This window comes from Klebsiella sp. JN_Kp122, from assembly GCF_040062085.1.
Taxonomy (GTDB): Bacteria; Pseudomonadota; Gammaproteobacteria; order Enterobacterales; family Enterobacteriaceae; genus Klebsiella; species Klebsiella aerogenes.
In genome coordinates this window covers 200,181-216,609 of sequence record NZ_JBEAHW010000020.1, presented here as the reverse complement: position 1 = coordinate 216,609, position 16,429 = coordinate 200,181, and the positions used below count along the sequence as shown (strand labels likewise).

Sequence of the window (16,429 nt, the reverse complement as noted above, 5' to 3'; positions counted from 1 at the left end):
TGGTTTATAGCAGACCAAACTGCTGCGCCAGCCGATCGATGGCCTGGCGCTGGAACTGCGCAAATGCGGCGCGCGGCTGCTGCTGCTGAATAAATTCCAGCAGCGGATCCTGAACCTCGGTGCGCACGCCGCTCAGCGTTTCCATCACCGCCAGGCCGCAAAACGGCACGTAGGACTCGGCGTAGCCGCCTTCGTGCACCATCACCAGTTTCCCGCCGCACAGGCGATCCGCCGCCTGCTGGACCTGTTCGGTCATCGCGCGGAAGCTGTCGCTATGTAGCTGCATCCGCGCTAATGGATCCATCGCGTTGGCGTCATAGCCGCAGGCGACAATGATCAACTCCGGTTCAAAACGCGCCAGCGCGGGAATGACGATAGTTTCCAGCGCATAGCGCCAGCTGTCGTCGCCCGCCCCGGCCAGCAGCGGAATATTGATGTTGTAACCTTCGCCCGCGCCAACGCCGCGATCGTCCTCCCCGGAGTAGCCCGGCGGGAAGCAGCCATCCTGATGCAATGAGATAGTCAGCACATCATCGCGCTGCAGATAGATATGCTGTGTACCGTTACCGTGGTGAACGTCCCAGTCAATAATCGCTACCTTGCCGAGCCCCAGCAACGCTTTCGCCCGTTCAACGGCAATGGGAATATTGGCGAGGAAACAAAACCCCATCGACTGATCCGGCAGGCAGTGGTGTCCTGGCGGCCGCGACAGCGAATAGGCGTTATCCAGCTCCCCTTTCAACACTGCTTCCACGGCGGCACAGGCCAGTCCGGCGGAAAGGCAGGCGATTTCATAACTCCCCGGCCCCAGCGGCGCTTCTTTGCCGAGCATGCCGCCGCCGTTATCGCTGATTGCCTTAAAACGCTCAAGATAGCTATCGGGATGGATCCGCCGCAGGTCCTCAAGGCTCGCCGCCGCCGCGCTGCATAGTTCCAGCTGCGGCGTCAGCCCGGAGACGTCCATCAGGTTTTTCATCCGCCGTTTGGTCTCCGGCGACTCGGCATGGCCGCCGCCAGCCGGCGGCTGCACCCAACCACCGACCGGCAGCGTTACCGCGTGCAGGCCGGTACTGTGCCAGAAACAACGTTCATCAAAGAAGAAACCGGTTTTTCTTTTCACTCTATCCTCCCGTTGGCTAAACCTTTTCCGGCGGACGCCGCCGCCGCAATCAAAATCAGCGACAGCAGCGCGCAGGCGCCTGCCGCCGCCAGCAGCGGATTGGCGCTGGCGAAGTGTTGCAGTAAGGCCCCCGCGAGCGCCGGACCGGCGGCCATTCCGCCGCCGATCACCAGATTGATGCTGTTCATCAACCGGCCGTTATTATCGAGCGCGGCCACGCGAGCGAGGATAAAGGGCAGCACGAATGTCCAGGTGAACTTAAACAGCAGCGCCGCAATGGCGTAACGCACCAGCAGCGGATGGCCCGTCAGTAACAGCACGCTGGCGATCAGCAGCGCGTATCCCAGCCACACCGCCAGCCGGTCCGGGCGATGAGTACCGCGCAGCGCCGCGCCGCCTGCGCCGATAATGCCGAACACCGTCGCCGCCGCCAGCACCAGACCGACCTGTGTCGGACTCAACCCCGCCCCGCTGCCGATGGTGCCGATAAAGGTCCATACCGCGCTGAGGCTGATATAGAAGGTGAGAACTGCGAGCACCGCCAGCGCCTTTCGCCACGACGCCGCAGGCGGCTGGCGATGGGAAGCCGATCGCGCTTGAAAACACGACGGGAAGGCGGAAACCAGCGGCAAACAGCAGAGCATGATGGCGGCGAGAATCAGATAAACAACCTTCAGGCCAAAGGTCACGAACAGGCCGGGCAACACCAGCAGGCCAAGCATGCCTAACAGCAGCTGCCCCAGTACCCAGAAGGCGTACACCCGCGATGGATTCGGCGTTCCCGCCGCGCAGCTGATGCACAAAATCATTAGCGTGCCGCCCGCCAGGGAAGCAATAAAGCGTACCGCCAGCAGCGACGCATACTGAGTTACCACCGCCGAAGCAAGGTTAGCGAGCAGAAATACCGCGCAGGCGACGAGTGCCACCCGCCGCCAGTCGAGGCGGTTCATCCACCACCACGCCGGGAGCGTCGCCAGGCTCATCGCGCCGAGCTCCGCCGAAAATAGCCAGCCGATCTGTCCTGGTTTAAGGTGCCATTCGCTGGCCAGCTGCGCCGCCACCGCCGGCGCGGTCATTAAAATCCCCGGCGCAATGGCGGCGAAAATAACAATCGCCGCCAGCAAACGCAGCGACACCACCAGCCCGTCAGGCCGGGAAAGGGTATTTTCAGAAAGAGGTGTACTCGACATCGTAGGGCGTGCTCCAGTCAAAAAAGCCTCCCCCCGGACGGTTATCCAGGGAGTGATACCCACAGGCATCAGGAAAACGCCGTGCTGCCACGGCGCGCGCGGGATGCGATAGTCAGATTACAGATGCAGCGTACGCTGAGCGGCAGGCATCCAGGTTCGGGAAACGAGTTCAGTCCGGTTGACGACTTCGGTCTTGGCGAAAATATTGCGCAGGTGGGTTTTCACCGTCGAGAGCGAGATATCCAGCTGGCGGGCAATCAGCTTGTTGCTGGCGCCTTCACGCACCATGCCGACGATTTCGCGCTCTTTGGCCGTCAGGATGGCAGGGAGTTCATCCTCTTCCTGCAGGAAATCGCGAATAGCCAGTTCCACCAAAGGCAGTACCGCCTGGGCCCGCAGTCGTTCCTCGCTGGAAAAAGGCACGTCGCGCATCAGCGAGATACCGGCAACGATCCGCCGTTCGCGGCGAATAAAGATTTCGGTCATGTCGCGTACGTTATTCGGCAACATAAATTCATGATAGTAATGGCGGTTGCGGTCACAGAGTCGCGGCGTCATCGCTGCCATGGTCGTACTCTGGTGGCTAAAGTGCGCCGGCAGGTGTGGATCCAACGGCTGGAAGCTCTCCAGATATTGTTGGTGTGTATTATCCGAAATATTATGCAATATATAGTTTTCAGGTTTTAAACGATTATTTACTCGATAAAAAACCGCTGAAGACAGTGGAATTAACTGTGAAATAGTCTGTAAACAACGGGCTATTATCGCATCATTACGACTGGCTTTTAATAAAGCAGACATGATATTTCCCCCCGTCAAGGTGGTGGTGCGTAACACGCGGATTACCAGAGTAAGATGAAGCATACATTTCACATTTAAGTAACACAATCATTAACATGTTAACAATGTGATATCCATTACAAATTTTTCATCAATACATTGTTATTTAAAGCATTTAAAAATCCCCCTGCTATCTGTTAACGTAGCGGCGTTAAAACATAAACAAAAGTTATTAACATTACGCGTTATTTTCCGGCAAGGATTAAAAACCCTTATATTGGCAGGTCCGATCTCATCCTTAAGAACGATAGTTTTTTGCATTTTTTCATTTATACCCTAAAAAGGATGTCGATAATTTAACGCCGCGGCTTAATCAACGGATTACGCCTGACTTGCTATTGCCCAAATATGCCGCCCAGGCCAGCAATTAATAGAGGATAAGCCGATGCTGAATATCGCCGCCTTACGCCAGCAGCAAATTCCGCTGGCCGTTGAACCGCGCTCATCGCTGCCGTTTCATATTCTGATGAAACCGATTGGTCCCGCCTGCAACCTCGCCTGCCGCTACTGCTACTACCCGCAGGATGAAACGCCGGTCAGGAAGATGGACGAGGCGCGGCTGGAGCAGTTTATCCGCCGCTATATTGCCGCCCAGCCCGCCAGCGCGCGGGAAATCAACTTTGTCTGGCAGGGCGGCGAGCCGCTACTGGCCGGGTTAAGTTTTTATAAAAAAGCGCTCGCCCTGCAGCAGCGCTACGCCCCTGATGGCGTAACCATCAGCAATAGCCTGCAGACCAACGGGACGCTGATCAACGACGCCTGGTGCCGGCTGTTCCGCGAACATGGCTTTATTATCGGCGTCAGCCTCGAAGGTAGCGAAGCGCTGCAAAACCACCATCGTCCTGATAAACGCGGGCAGGCTTCCTGGCCGGCTGCGCTGCGCGGTATCGCCCTGCTCCACCAGCATCAGGTGGAGTTTAATCTGCTGGTAGTGGTGCATAACGAAATCGCCGCCCACGCGGCGGCGATTTATGACCGGGTGGTCACGCTTGGCGCGCGCTATCTGCAGTTCCAGCCGCTAATGAGCGAAGGCGCCGCGCTGCGTGAGGGTTATCAGCTCAGCGCCGATAACTGGGGGCGTTTTATGGTCGGTATCTGGCGACAGTGGCAAAAGCGCTGCGATATGGGGCGGGTATTCGTCATCAATATCGAACAGGCATGGGCGCAATACTTTACCCATACCAGCGGCAGCTGCGTGCATAGCGCCCGCTGCGGCAGCAATCTGGTGATGGAGTCGGATGGACAACTTTACGCCTGCGATCATCTGATCAATGCCGAACATCGGCTGGGTCGCCTTGACGAGCAGACGCTTGCCGCCGCAGTTGACGCTTCAGTTCAGCTCCCTTTCGGCCAGCAAAAAAGCCAGCGCCGCGAATGTCAGACTTGCTCCGTAAAAATGGTCTGCCAGGGCGGCTGCCCCACGCATCTCAACGCCGCTGGCAACAACCGCCTCTGCGGCGGTTATTACCGTTTCTTTAGCGAAATCCTCGCGCCAGTACGCCCCTTTTCCCGCGACCTTAACGGCCTGAAAGCCTGGCGGGCCGCGTTTGTTGGGGCCGCGCATCCCGCGTAGCCCTTTGCCCTGATGGTTGTCCCACTATGAACAGGAGAGTCAGTCGTGAACAAAAAAGCCATGGCCGCGGCGGTCAGCATGATCCTCGCCGGCGGCGCGCACGGCGCGCAGAATGAGCATCCAAACGTCATCGTGATTATCGCCGATGATATGGGTTATTCCGATATCAGCCCCTTCGGCGGTGAGATCCCCACCCCTAACCTGCAGGCCATGGCGGAGCAAAGTATCCGCATGAGCCAGTATTACACCTCGCCGATGTCGGCCCCGGCGCGTTCGATGCTGTTGACCGGCAACAGTAACCAGCAGGCCGGGATGGGCGGCATGTGGTGGTACGACAGCACCATTGGCAAGGAGGGTTACGAGCTGCGGCTGACCGACCGCGTCACCACCATGGCCGAGCGCTTTAAAGATGCCGGCTATAACACGCTGATGGCCGGCAAATGGCATCTCGGTTTTGTTCCCGGCGCCACGCCGAAAGATCGTGGCTTTAACCACTCCTTCGCCTTTATGGGCGGCGGCACCAGCCATTTTAACGATGCGATACCGCTCGGAACCGTCGAGGCGTTCCACACTTACTATACCCGCGATGGCGAGCGCGTCTCCCTGCCGGATGATTTTTACTCCAGCGAAGCTTACGCCCGCCAGATGAATAGCTGGATTAAAGCGACGCCGAAGGAGCAGCCGGTCTTCGCCTGGCTGGCTTTCACCGCCCCTCATGACCCCCTGCAGGCGCCGGACGAGTGGATTAAGCGCTTTAAAGGCCAGTATGAGCAGGGTTACGCCGAGGTCTATCGCCAGCGCATCGCCCGCCTGAAAGCGTTGGGAATTATTCATGACGATACCCCGCTGCCGCATCTGGAGCTGGATAAAGAGTGGGAAGCGCTAACGCCAGAGCAGCAGAAATACACGGCGAAAGTGATGCAGGTATATGCGGCGATGATCGCCAATATGGACGCGCAAATCGGCACGCTGATGGAGACGCTGAAACAAACCGGGCGCGATAAAAATACCCTGCTGGTGTTTTTAACCGATAACGGCGCCAACCCGGCACAGGGTTTTTATTACGAATCTACTCCCGAATTCTGGAAGCAGTTCGATAACAGCTATGACAACGTGGGCCGCAAAGGATCCTTTGTCTCCTACGGCCCCCACTGGGCCAACGTCAGCAACGCCCCTTACGCCAATTATCACAAAACCACCAGCGCCCAGGGCGGCATCAATACCGACTTTATGATCTCCGGCCCCGGCATTACCCGGCGCGGTAAAATCGACGCCTCAACGATGGCGGTGTACGACGTGGCGCCGACGCTATACGAATTCGCCGGCATCGATCCCAACAAATCGCTGGCTAAGAAACCCGTATTGCCGATGATTGGCGTCAGCTTTAAGCGCTATCTGACCGGCGAAGTCCAGCAGCCGCCGCGCGGCAACTACGGGGTCGAATTGCATAATCAGGCGGCCTGGGTCGATGGCGAATGGAAGCTGCGACGGCTGGTACCTCGTGGCCTCAGCGCCGGCGACGCGCCGTGGCAGCTGTTTAACCTGCATGACGATCCGCTGGAAACGCACGATATCGCGGCCCAACATGCCGACCGGGTCAAAGCCATGAGCGACGCCTACGAGGCATTTGCTAAGCGCACCATGGTTACCAAAGCGCAGGGCAAGATGATCGATTATGTCGGTATCGATAACAAAACCGGGCGTTATCTGGCGGTCGATCCGGCGACCATGAAGCCGGTGCCCGCGCCGCAAGCCATTCCTGTGAGCGAGGGCAAATAAACGAACCCGGTTATCGTTCTTCCGGGCGATAGCCGGAAGTAGACTCGCTTTCTAAGGTAATCCTGAACCCCATTACAGGAGAGAGCGGATGGCGAGAGTCGTGGTGATTACCGGAGGCGGAAGCGGGATCGGCGCCGCCTGCGCTCGGTTGATGAGCGCGGCGGGAGATCGGGTGTTTATTACCGGCAGACGTGAAGCGCCGCTACACAAGATCGCCGTTGAAACCGGTGCGACGGCGCTGGTGGGCGATGCCGCCGACGGCGACGTCTGGCGGGAACGGCTGCTACCGCCGATTCTCGACCAGACTCACGGTATTGATGTACTCATCTGCAGCGCCGGCGGCATGGGCAATAGCGCCGCCGCCGATACCAGCGATCGCCAATGGCGCGAGGCGCTGGACGCGAATTTAAACAGCGCTTTCGTCAGCGTGCGCGCCTGCCTGTCTTCACTGATTGCCTGCCGCGGCAATGTGCTGTTTGTCGCCTCCATCGCCTCGCTCGCTGCCGGGCCGCAGGCCTGTGGCTATGTCACCGCCAAACACGCGTTAATTGGCCTGATGCGCTCCATCGCCCGCGATTACGGCCCGCAGGGCGTCCGCGCCAATGCGATTTGTCCCGGCTGGGTCACCACTCCGATGGCGGATGAAGAGATGATCCCACTGATGCAGGAACACGGGCTGTCGCTTACCGAAGCCTATCAACGGGTGTGCCGCGACGTTCCGCTACGCCGCCCCGCCAGCCCCGAGGAGATAGCCCGGGCCTGTCAGTTTCTCTGCTCTCCGCAGGCCGCCATCATCAGCGGCGCGACGCTGGTCGCCGATGGCGGTTCCAGCATCGTCGATGTTCCAACGCTGGCGTTTACTTAACGCCCTACTCTACTCAGGAGCTCACATGACTTCAGAAGCCGTATTTATCCAGGTCGGCGCGCTGGCCGATGGTTTCGCCCCGCACGGTAACCTGCTGGCCACCGCCAGTCTGCCCGCAGGCGAACGCTTTACCTTTTATGCCGACGGGAGCGAGCCGCAGCAGTTGGTTATCGAAAATGACCAGACACTGCTTTGGAACGGCAAACGCGCGCCCTGGCGGGCAACCGCCCTGCGCCCCGATATTCTGTTTATCGATTTTCTTGACCCGGAGCGCGATAACGTCAGTATCAGCGCGGTATGCAACCTGACGCAGCGCAACGCCACGCTGGTATACGGCCAGCTACCGGACGAAGCCGCCGCGCGGCTGGACGCCTTCAGCCGGGTAGAGCAAGGGTTGCCGCTGACCGCCGTCGAGGCGCGATTTGTCTTCGCCCGCCTGGATACCCAGCCGGGACCGCTGCCGGACTTTACCACCGCGCTGGTCGGCATGCGCAATCAGTACACCTATAGCCCGACCGAGCGTTATGAACACATCTATCTCAACGATAATTTTTACGCCTGGCAGTGTCTGGATGGCGTGGAAAAGGGGCTGGCGGATGTCGATCGCTGCCATTACGTGCAGGTGGCTGAGGATCTCTATTTGTTCGTCTGGCGGGAGAAAATCATTCCCACGTTGGGGGCTATCTTGATCGATCTTCAGCAGATGCGTACCGATGGTAAGATCATGGGTTATCAGGGCAGTGATTTTGGCGCCTTGAGTAATTTCCCGGTCGGCGCGAGCGCGAAGATCCTCAACGTCACCCGCCATCAGGAATAATATTGCGTGGCCGGGAGACGCGCCCGTTCAACCGGAAGCGCCCCATCCGGTTGAACGGGCCCTGCGGGCGCGGGTGCTTCGGCATCAGGCACTGACGGAATTGCATGTTCAGGAGCAGAAACGGCGGGTGAGCCTGATGAGTAAAGGGGGTCATGTGTCGCTACGCCGGGCAACATCCGCGGATAAGGAGCAGCTTTGCGCCGGATGGCGGCTGCGCCTTATCCGGCCTACCGTTCGTGGGGCCCGCCGTTAATTTATTCACCATGGTGGCTGAAACTGCCGGTGTTGGTGGCCTCAAAATCGCTGAGACGTTCCCGGCAGGCCGGGGCAGCCCACATGGATGTGGGCTGAGGGCCGTGATTTGCAGGGACGCTGCCTCGGCCCGACCCGAAGCCTGCCGGGATAAGTCGAAGGCACCACGAAGTGGCGATTTTGGCGGCCAGAGCCCGGGAGTACAGAGGGCGGCGGCGACTGGCCGCCCTCTGTGCGCTCCCTGCGCCACAGAAAACATATTGCAGAAAAATTAACCGGGAGCGCAATATACTCCGAAGCGCCACGGGATAAACGCTTTTCTCAGGCTAAAAAAGTTGAAAAGTGGTAACAGTATCTACGGTCCGGGTGGCCTGCCATTAATTATTCACCACGCTGGCTGAAACTGTCGAGGTTGGGGGCCGCAAAATCCCCGGTGGCGCTACCGCTTACCGGGGCTACGGCACTGTGCGATTTAGTAGCCCGGACAAGGCGCAACGCGCCGCCTCCGGGGAGAGGGGCTGACTCAGGCGCTGGCGCTGTCGAGCCGCGCCAACTGCTCGCTGCTAAGGCTCAGCGCCGCCGCGCGGGCGAAGCTTTCCACCTGCACCAGGCTGGTGGCGCTGGCAATCGGCGCGGTAACGCCTTCCCGGCTCATCAGCCACGCTAACGCCACTTCTGCGGGCTTCGCCTGCTGTTCTTCCGCCACCGCGACCAGCGTGTCAATAATCCGCATTCCGCGTGGATTGAGATATTTAGCGATGCCGCTACCGCGCTGGCTTTGCGCTAAATCGGACGGCTGGCGATACTTACCGCTCAGGAAGCCGGAAGCCAGGCTGTAGTAGGTCACCACGCCTATATCGCGGCTGACGCAGAGATCGCGTAGCGCCCCTTCAAAAGCGGAGCGGTGATAGAGGTTATATTCCGGCTGCAGCACCTGCCAGGCAGGAAGGCCGCCTTTACGCGCCACTTCCAGCGCCGATGACAGCTGTCCGGCGTCGAGGTTTGAAGCGCCAATCGCCCGCACCTTGCCGGCCTGCTGCAGCGCCTGGAATGCTTCTAACGTTTCATCGATTGGCGTTTCAGAATCCGGCCAGTGGGCGAAATAGAGGTCGACGTAATCCGTATTCAGGCGGCGCAACGAGTCGTCAATCGCCTGCTGGATCCAGGCTTTTTTTAATCCTTTATGGCCGGGTAGCCCCATATCAGAGCCAACTTTAGTGAAGATTTTGACTTTATCGCGTATGCCAGGGCGCGCCTGCAACCAGCGGCCAATAATGGTTTCGGATTCACCGCCCTGATTGCCCTCCGCCCAGCGGGAATACACATCCGCCGTATCGATAGCATCAAAACCGTGGTCAACAAAAGCATCAAGAATGGCAAAACTGGTTTTCTCATCGATGGTCCAGCCAAAGACGTTGCCGCCAAATACTAATGGGGCGATGGAAAATCCGCTTTTGCCCAATGGACGTGTCATCATGCCGATTACTCCTTAGCTTATATTCTGTTTCCCTCAGATAACCGCAGGGGGTCTGAAGAGGATGTCGAGTGGATAATCAGAAAAGGAATCTTGCGGCGGGCAGTCCATGCCCGCAGGGTACACTCTGACATTATGTCCCGGAATAAACGTCAAAGCTAAAATATTTCCCGGCCAGTTTTTTGTAGGTGCCGTCGGCAAGCATTTTCGCAATCGCGCCATTTATCTCTTCGCGCAGCGCATCGTCGCCTTGACGCAGGCCAATCGCCGCCCCGGCGCCGAACAGTTTATTATCCTGCAGTTGTCCGCCAACAAAGGCGAAATCCTTGCCCTGCGGCTGCTGCAGGAAGCTGTAATCGGCCATCATGCCGGAGAGTACCGCGCCATCGAGACGACCTGATTCAAGGTCGCGAACGACGCTATCGGCGCCCTGATAGGCGACAATGTTAATCCCCTGCGGCCGCCAGTACTGGTTCACATAAGTTTCCTGTGCCGACCCCTGCTCGACGCCGATAGTTTTCCCCTTCAGTTGCTCTGGCGTATTGCCTTTGAGGGTATTTTTGCGCGCCACCAAAAACACCGGCCCGTTGTACAGCTTATCGCTAAAAGCAATCTGCTCTTTACGCTTCTCGGTCATATACATCCCTGAGAGGATCGCGTCGAATTTACGCGCCTTCAGCGCCGGAATGATGCCATCGAAGTTGCTTTCCACCCACACGCACTTCGCCTGCAGTTGCTGACATATCGCGTTGCCCAAATCGATATCAAATCCCGCCAGCTTGCCCTGCGGATCTTTCCATTCAAACGGCGCGAAGGTCGGGTCAACGCCAAAACGGATCTCTTTCGCCCCGGCGGCCAGCGCCGACGTCGACGCCATTAATGCCAAACACAACAACAGTGATTTTTTCATTCGAAGTCTTCTCCAGGGATTAACGGCAGTGCGCTTGCACTAAACGCGCGAACAGCGTCGCGCCAGTGCTGATAATGTCATCGTTAAAGTCATAACCGGGGTTATGCACCATGCAGCCGCCCTTCTCGCCTTTTTCACCGTTGCCGAGCAGGAAGTAACAGCCCGGACGCTCGCGCAGCATAAAAGCGAAATCTTCGCTGGCGTTCATTGGCGATACCGACTCCAGCACCCCTTCGCGGCCAAAGACTTCCAGCGCCAGCGCCTGGGCGAAATCGGTCTCTTCACTACTGTTGGTTAATACCGGGTAAGAGTCGTAAATCTCGACTTCGCTGCTGGCGCCATAGCTTTTGGCAGTATACTCGGTCAGCTCTTGAATACGCTTAATCAGCAGATCGCGAATTTCCGGTTTCATCGCCCGCACGCTGAGCTCCATCACCACGCTCTCAGGAATCACGTTCGAGGCGATGCCGGCCTGGAAAGTCCCCACGCTGACGACCGCCGTTTCACCCGGCGGCACGTTGCGCGCGACGATGCTCTGCAATGCCATCACCAGCGCCGCGCCGGCCACGATAGGGTCGACGGTGCGTTCCGGATGCGCGCCGTGGCCGCCGTAGCCGGTAATCGTGATTTTGACCGTGTCCGCCGAGGCCATAAAGTTGCCAGCATAGAAACCCAGCTTGCCAACCGGTAGCCCCGGCATATTGTGCAGGCCGAAGATGCGTTCGCAGGGGAACTGCTCAAACAGGCCATCTTTAATCATCAGATCCGCGCCGCCGATGGCTTCTTCCGCGGGCTGGAAAATCAGATGCACCGTGCCGTTGAACTGGCAGGCCGGCGAGGCGATATATTTCGCCGCCGCGAGCAAAATCGTGGTGTGGCCATCATGGCCGCAGGCGTGCATTTTTCCGGGTACGGTACTGGCCCAGGGTAAATCGGTGGTTTCATAAATCGGTAATGCGTCCATATCGGCGCGCAGGCCAATAGTGCGCGGCGAGTCGCCTTTGCTCAGGCTGCCGACGACGCCGGTTTTACCGAGGCCGCGGGTCACCTGATAGCCCCATTCTGTCAGCTTACCGGCAACCAGCTCGCTGGTATTAAACTCTTCCAGACTTAATTCCGGATTGGCATGTAAATAATGACGGATAGAAATCATTTCATCTTCCGTGGCTTTAATTTCTGGAATTACACAATCAGACATGCCGTTCTCCGGGAATAGATTAAGAACTTAACAAGTTATCCTGGCGCAAAGTTTATGCAAGTAGCATTTCTAATTGCTGGAACGCCATCCATCATATTTTTAATACAGACAAATCGCAGAACAATAGCCATTAAAATTGGCAAAATTTAAATATAAACGTTTATTTTATGGGTTACACACCAACACTTACTCTACTATCCCCGCTTTAATTCAGTTTTAAATAAAAATAAACAGCCATGAAATATCATTTACTTTTACTTGCCTGCGCGCTGACGCTAACAGGCTGCAGCGCTGAGGGCGACACCGCCAGCCAGCAACGCGCCAGCATCCAAAAGATGCGTACCAACACGCTCAGTAAACTCTATAGCCTGTACCCGGAAGCGCGTAGCGATATCCAGCATTCAAAGGGCTACGCGGTCTTCGCCAGTAACAGCAGCAAGATATTAGTCTTTGGATTCGGTAGCGGTTACGGCGTGGTGAAAAATAGCGCCACCGGCAAAGATACCTATATGAAAATGGCCCAGGGCGGCGCCGGTGTGGGTATGGGCGTGAAACAGTTGCGTACCGTACTGGTATTCCACGATAAAGACGCATTGAATACTTTCATTACTAAAGGCTATATGGTCGGCGCGGATGCCAACGCGGCAGCGAAATATGACGACAACGGCATCGCCCCGATAGGCGCGTCAGCCAACGGCGTGGCGAAAGATACCTCTTCGCTGCCGTCAAAAGTCAATGTTTATGAAATCACCGAGAAAGGTTTGGCGGCTCAGGCAATGGTCAACGGTTATAAATACTGGCCGGATGACGAGCTGAATAAAAGGTGATCCACTGCGGTCCGTACAAGTTAGCATCCATAAGCCGGGTCAGACGTTAGCCTGACCCGGCGCGAATGCCATGCCGCAAGTATCATTATTTAATGACCGAGGGCGCCGCTTACCAGTATTGAGGTAATGATTCCTGTCGCTGCGGCGATCAGCACGTAATTGCCATCGATATAAGACCAGTGATGACCCTCCGGGGGGCGCGGCAGGCCACGTTCGTTCCAGTTACTGACGCGATATTCATCACCGCGATAATGCTCCGGCGCCGGATGGCCTTTACGGAAATCGTTACCCCTCCAGGCGAAATGGTCCTGTTCATGGCGTTCCTGGTGACGATCGTCATGACCTCTTCGGTCCGGGCCGCGGCTATCATTGTTGCCCTGATGGTGATCGCCAGGACCGCCCGGCTGGTGGTGTCCATTCTGGTCACCCTGCTTCGGGCCATTCTGCCATACCTGCTGTTGCCCCGGACGATGACCGTCATTTGGGCCATCGGCAAAAGCCTGAGCGCTCAGCACACAGGATAAAATAACCGCCAGAGAAATCATCTTTTTCATAGTACACCTCCTGATATATCTCTTTTTTACCCTGCAAATGTGGAGAAATAGTGATTAGCAACCTATCCAGGACTATTCCTGGCTAATTCAGGAGGAAAGCAAACAATAATTTCAGCGAGCGCCAGACGTAAAAAAGGCCGCTAACGCGACCTTTTTTGTTCTCAGCGAGTCAGTATTACTCAGAGACTTTATTCTTTAACTCTTCAGCGCCTTGCTTGGTTTTATCCCAGCCTTTCTCGCTGACTTCTTTGGTTTTATCCCAACCTTTGCTGGCGCCTTCTTTAGTGGCGTTCCAGCCTTTCTCAGTGCCTTCTTTGGTCTTATCCCAGCCCTTCTCGGCGCCTTCTTTGGTTTTATTCCAGGTTTTCTGCGTGCCTTCGCTTATCTGGCTGCCGACGCTATCGCTTTTCCCTTCAGCAGCATGTTTGGACTTGAGCTTCATCTCTTCGCCCTGATTCTGCGCCTGGTGCAGTTTTTCTTTTGCCGTGTTGGCATTTTCGTGGGCTGCGGCCACGGTATCATCGGTTGCATGTGTAGTGGTTGCCGCGAATACCGGAGAAGCGACCAGAATAGCGGATAGTGCAATCATTGCTTTTTTCATATTTTTCCTCTCTTAACGCGTGCTTTATGTTACGAGTCACATTCAGCATGGCATAAGCTTCTGCGCTTGGCATTAGGAAAAGTTCTTAAAACTGCCTGACCGCTATTCCGTCGTTTTAGTGATCGAGATAGAGATAGCTTTCCCAGCTTTTCATACGGATGAGGATCTTTCTTATCAGCGACAGGTGCTCAAAATGTTCCGAATAGACGGCGGCTTCGACATCCGCGCCCTGCGGCAGCTGATAATTTGCCAGACGATCGTCGGTCACTTTTAATACCACCAGCGCTCGGCCGCGCGTCGCCAGATCGTTGGCCGTCAGCAACGTCCCCTGACCCTGAAACTGGCTTTCGCCAATCGCCGGCAGCACTTCCGCGACCTGCGCTTTAAATACGGTTCCCGGAATAGAGGGGAACAGTAATTCAGCCTGTTCACCTTTTTGCAAACGCTGCAGCGCGTTCTGACGGAATGCGGCGACGTATTCACGTGAATTCGCATTATCCGTTGGCACAAACGTCATTACCGGCTTCAGCCCCAACGCGGTGGACATGGTCCCAGGACGCAGGCCGACGGTACTGACATAGCCGTCAGACGGCGCGCGCACCACCGTGTTATCGAGCTTAAATTGCGCCTCGCGCAGTTGCGCCAGCAGCGAAGCGACTTTGGTGTTCTCGCCGTGCACCACCGAATTGAGATCGTTACGCGCCTGTGCGACCTTTGCCCGGGCGGCGTCCACCGCCGCCTGCGTCGCTTTCCAGTTCTGGCGACGGGTATCGACCATCTGATCGGAAAAGGCCCCTTTATCATGACCTGCCTGGAAGCGGGCGTATTCACGCTGGGCCCGGTCGCGCTCGGCGACCGCTTTGCTTAAATCGGCCTGCGCGCTGGTTAACCCCGCATCCAGCGACAACGCCTCCTGGCTGGCCGCTTTCACCTGTGCGGTCAGGTCGTCCACCTTCGCCTGGAACGGGGTTGGGTCGATGGTGAACAAGATGTCGCCTTCATGCAGCATCTGATTTGGTTTCACCGGCACGCTGGTGACTCGACCGCGGGTTTGCGAAACAATGGGCACCGTGCGATAAACCTGCTTCCCGACTTCGCTATAGGGGAAGTTATAATTCATACCGAGGATTAACATGCCAATCAGTATCACGCCACCTAATACCGCAGTGGGAACCGTCCATTTATTTAATGGAATACGGAATACTTTAAATATCACGATACACAAGGCGGCATAACACAGCAGTAATAACGTTTCCATTATTTACCCTCCTGATTGACGGCGCTATTTTTCAGACGGTTTAATTCCGCCTGCATCGCATCCAGACGCTGATGTAAATCGTGCTGGTCGGTCTTTAACTGCTGCATTCCCCAGCCGCGGTCTTCTCGCCACAGCGTGGCCCAGATCCACAGTAGCGGCCACAGCACGTGCAGGGTGAACAAGCTCACCCAGCCAGCGTAATGAATCGCATCCTGGTGCGGATGATTTCTTTTTTTGGCTATTTCATAAGGAATATCGTGGATCACGATAATTCCATAAAATAAAATCAGCGCCACCGCAATCAGGATGGCTAAAGCAATATAATCCAGGGTCATAAAATAACTCCAGAATGTGTGACGTATTTCACATTCACTTTATACAGGCGTCAGCAAGCCGGGCATAATCGCCCTGACAACTGACCATATTAATCAGAATTTATCCGGTATTTTTCGGTCGATAGAAATGAGTTGACCTTTTTTCACCGTGATATAACCGCCTTCTTTTAACGCCGCTAAAACCTGATAAACATAGCTGCGCGAAAGATTGGTCCGTTTAATAATAAAAGCGGACAGGCTTTCACGTTTTCCACAATCGATCTCGTTACGGTACAGATAACGCGATAGCATCGATTTTATGGTCTGAAAACCGGACAGGTTGCCGCGCTCGTTGTGCGCATCGAGAGCAAAAATGCCCATGTAGGCCAGAATAGTCGTCAGCTCTTTCATATACTCCGGCGAAGAGTAAAAGAAGATACGCTCGAAATCCTCCACGCTGATTCTGGCAAAACGGCAGCGATCGAGGCATTGATATAGTAGCTCTACCGCCGGGCAGTAGTGCTCAAGCAGGCCCAGCGGCATATGCTCGATCACAATCCCCAACAGGTTATCAGGGTCGTTGACTGCGAGGGTGATTTGCCCGGACAGCAGAAAGTAAATGAACCCATCCTGCGGATGAAAACGCTCGCCGGCGGCGCACTCGACGTTTTCGCTACAGGCGATGACGTGTGGGAGATGCGCATTTAACTGCAGCTTCTGGTAGCAGGCATGAATACGACCAAAACTGCTGTTCAACTTCCCCGTATCCATTGCCGTACTTTCCCGTATCACCGACGTCATCAAATATATATAAGGCAAAGCGTGGGGAAAAGTCCACAGCTGGAGTTTTGGCGTAA

Annotated in this window: 16 protein-coding genes; 5 read left to right on the top strand and 11 right to left on the bottom strand. The window is 56.3% G+C overall.

Features of this window, described 5'->3' with window-relative positions; translation table 11 throughout:
* Positions 1-4: 4 nt before the first annotated feature.
* The 3 genes from ABLU78_RS09670 to ABLU78_RS09660 form a co-directional block, all read right to left on the bottom strand.
* A complete protein-coding gene (locus tag ABLU78_RS09670) occupies positions 5-1,120 on the bottom strand; it encodes a class II histone deacetylase (RefSeq protein WP_015367827.1) in 1,116 nt (371 codons plus the stop codon).
* Positions 1,117-2,310, bottom strand: coding sequence for an MFS transporter (locus ABLU78_RS09665; RefSeq protein WP_048228497.1), 1,194 nt, complete (start codon positions 2,308-2,310; stop codon positions 1,117-1,119). The genes ABLU78_RS09670 and ABLU78_RS09665 overlap by 4 nt, the downstream gene beginning before the upstream one ends.
* Before the next feature lie 117 nt (positions 2,311-2,427).
* The gene (locus ABLU78_RS09660) at positions 2,428-3,111 is read right to left on the bottom strand and encodes a LuxR family transcriptional regulator (protein ID WP_015367829.1); all 684 of its coding nucleotides are present in this window, start codon (positions 3,109-3,111) and stop codon (positions 2,428-2,430) included.
* A 424-nt stretch (positions 3,112-3,535) separates the two neighbouring features.
* Between ABLU78_RS09660 and ABLU78_RS09655 the strand changes: the two genes are divergently transcribed.
* From ABLU78_RS09655 to ABLU78_RS09640, 4 genes are all read left to right on the top strand, one after another.
* Positions 3,536-4,723 (top strand): anaerobic sulfatase maturase, encoded by a 1,188-nt coding sequence (locus ABLU78_RS09655; RefSeq protein WP_048228496.1) that lies wholly within the window; start codon positions 3,536-3,538, stop codon positions 4,721-4,723.
* Positions 4,724-4,768: 45 nt separating this feature from the next.
* The gene (locus ABLU78_RS09650; RefSeq protein WP_048228495.1) at positions 4,769-6,502 is read left to right on the top strand and encodes an arylsulfatase; all 1,734 of its coding nucleotides are present in this window, start codon (positions 4,769-4,771) and stop codon (positions 6,500-6,502) included.
* 88 nt (positions 6,503-6,590) lie between these two features.
* Positions 6,591-7,367, top strand: a complete 777-nt coding sequence (locus ABLU78_RS09645; protein ID WP_048228489.1) for an SDR family oxidoreductase — start codon at positions 6,591-6,593, stop codon at positions 7,365-7,367.
* A gap of 25 nt (positions 7,368-7,392) precedes the next feature.
* Entirely contained in the window at positions 7,393-8,184 is a 792-nt protein-coding gene (locus ABLU78_RS09640) for a MoaF C-terminal domain-containing protein (protein ID WP_048228486.1), read from the top strand.
* Between the two features lie 775 nt (positions 8,185-8,959).
* Here the strand turns inward: ABLU78_RS09640 and ABLU78_RS09635 are convergent.
* The 3 genes from ABLU78_RS09635 to ABLU78_RS09625 all read right to left on the bottom strand — a co-directional run bounded on the left by ABLU78_RS09635 (position 8,960) and on the right by ABLU78_RS09625 (position 12,018).
* On the bottom strand, positions 8,960-9,913 hold the full coding sequence (locus ABLU78_RS09635; RefSeq protein WP_048228482.1) for an aldo/keto reductase: 954 nt from the start codon (positions 9,911-9,913) through the stop codon (positions 8,960-8,962).
* A gap of 130 nt (positions 9,914-10,043) precedes the next feature.
* A complete protein-coding gene (locus tag ABLU78_RS09630) occupies positions 10,044-10,820 on the bottom strand; it encodes an ABC transporter substrate-binding protein (protein WP_015367838.1) in 777 nt (258 codons plus the stop codon).
* A 19-nt stretch (positions 10,821-10,839) separates the two neighbouring features.
* Complete coding sequence (locus tag ABLU78_RS09625; RefSeq protein WP_048228480.1) at positions 10,840-12,018, bottom strand: M20 aminoacylase family protein; 1,179 nt, start codon at positions 12,016-12,018, stop codon at positions 10,840-10,842.
* Between the two features lie 236 nt (positions 12,019-12,254).
* Here ABLU78_RS09625 and ABLU78_RS09620 point away from each other — a divergent pair, with 236 nt between their 5' ends.
* Entirely contained in the window at positions 12,255-12,845 is a 591-nt protein-coding gene (locus tag ABLU78_RS09620) for a YSC84-related protein (protein WP_015704661.1), read from the top strand.
* A gap of 89 nt (positions 12,846-12,934) precedes the next feature.
* Here ABLU78_RS09620 and ABLU78_RS09615 read toward each other — a convergent pair whose 3' ends face one another.
* The 5 genes from ABLU78_RS09615 to ABLU78_RS09595 all read right to left on the bottom strand — a co-directional run bounded on the left by ABLU78_RS09615 (position 12,935) and on the right by ABLU78_RS09595 (position 16,343).
* The gene (locus ABLU78_RS09615; RefSeq protein WP_032712794.1) at positions 12,935-13,399 is read right to left on the bottom strand and encodes an RcnB family protein; all 465 of its coding nucleotides are present in this window, start codon (positions 13,397-13,399) and stop codon (positions 12,935-12,937) included.
* Positions 13,400-13,574: 175 nt separating this feature from the next.
* Positions 13,575-14,000 carry a hypothetical protein gene (locus ABLU78_RS09610; RefSeq protein ID WP_015367842.1) on the bottom strand — a complete coding sequence of 142 codons (426 nt, stop codon included), beginning with the start codon at positions 13,998-14,000 and terminating at the stop codon, positions 13,575-13,577.
* A 115-nt stretch (positions 14,001-14,115) separates the two neighbouring features.
* Positions 14,116-15,258: an HlyD family secretion protein gene (locus ABLU78_RS09605; protein WP_048228479.1), complete on the bottom strand. Its 1,143-nt coding sequence runs from the start codon at positions 15,256-15,258 to the stop codon at positions 14,116-14,118.
* Positions 15,258-15,593, bottom strand: a complete 336-nt coding sequence (locus ABLU78_RS09600) for a DUF3302 domain-containing protein (RefSeq protein ID WP_032712792.1) — start codon at positions 15,591-15,593, stop codon at positions 15,258-15,260. The genes ABLU78_RS09605 and ABLU78_RS09600 overlap by 1 nt, the downstream gene beginning before the upstream one ends.
* Positions 15,594-15,686: 93 nt before the next feature.
* Entirely contained in the window at positions 15,687-16,343 is a 657-nt protein-coding gene (locus ABLU78_RS09595; RefSeq protein WP_072207406.1) for a helix-turn-helix domain-containing protein, read from the bottom strand.
* Positions 16,344-16,429: the final 86 nt, after the last annotated feature.

Excerpts from the sequence above, each read along its gene's own strand:
- ABLU78_RS09665 (WP_048228497.1), bottom strand. The coding sequence starts at position 2,310 with ATGTCGAGTACACCTCTTTCTGAAAATACCCTTTCCCGGCCTGACGGG.
- ABLU78_RS09660 (WP_015367829.1), bottom strand. The coding sequence starts at position 3,111 with ATGTCTGCTTTATTAAAAGCCAGTCGTAATGATGCGATAATAGCCCGT.
- ABLU78_RS09655 (WP_048228496.1), top strand. The coding sequence starts at position 3,536 with ATGCTGAATATCGCCGCCTTACGCCAGCAGCAAATTCCGCTGGCCGTT.
- ABLU78_RS09645 (WP_048228489.1), top strand. The coding sequence starts at position 6,591 with ATGGCGAGAGTCGTGGTGATTACCGGAGGCGGAAGCGGGATCGGCGCC.
- ABLU78_RS09640 (WP_048228486.1), top strand. The coding sequence starts at position 7,393 with ATGACTTCAGAAGCCGTATTTATCCAGGTCGGCGCGCTGGCCGATGGT.
- ABLU78_RS09635 (WP_048228482.1), bottom strand. The coding sequence starts at position 9,913 with ATGATGACACGTCCATTGGGCAAAAGCGGATTTTCCATCGCCCCATTA.
- ABLU78_RS09630 (WP_015367838.1), bottom strand. The coding sequence starts at position 10,820 with ATGAAAAAATCACTGTTGTTGTGTTTGGCATTAATGGCGTCGACGTCG.
- ABLU78_RS09625 (WP_048228480.1), bottom strand. The coding sequence starts at position 12,018 with ATGTCTGATTGTGTAATTCCAGAAATTAAAGCCACGGAAGATGAAATG.
- ABLU78_RS09620 (WP_015704661.1), top strand. The coding sequence starts at position 12,255 with ATGAAATATCATTTACTTTTACTTGCCTGCGCGCTGACGCTAACAGGC.
- ABLU78_RS09615 (WP_032712794.1), bottom strand. The coding sequence starts at position 13,399 with ATGAAAAAGATGATTTCTCTGGCGGTTATTTTATCCTGTGTGCTGAGC.
- ABLU78_RS09610 (WP_015367842.1), bottom strand. The coding sequence starts at position 14,000 with ATGAAAAAAGCAATGATTGCACTATCCGCTATTCTGGTCGCTTCTCCG.
- ABLU78_RS09605 (WP_048228479.1), bottom strand. The coding sequence starts at position 15,258 with ATGGAAACGTTATTACTGCTGTGTTATGCCGCCTTGTGTATCGTGATA.
- ABLU78_RS09600 (WP_032712792.1), bottom strand. The coding sequence starts at position 15,593 with ATGACCCTGGATTATATTGCTTTAGCCATCCTGATTGCGGTGGCGCTG.
- ABLU78_RS09595 (WP_072207406.1), bottom strand. The coding sequence starts at position 16,343 with ATGGATACGGGGAAGTTGAACAGCAGTTTTGGTCGTATTCATGCCTGC.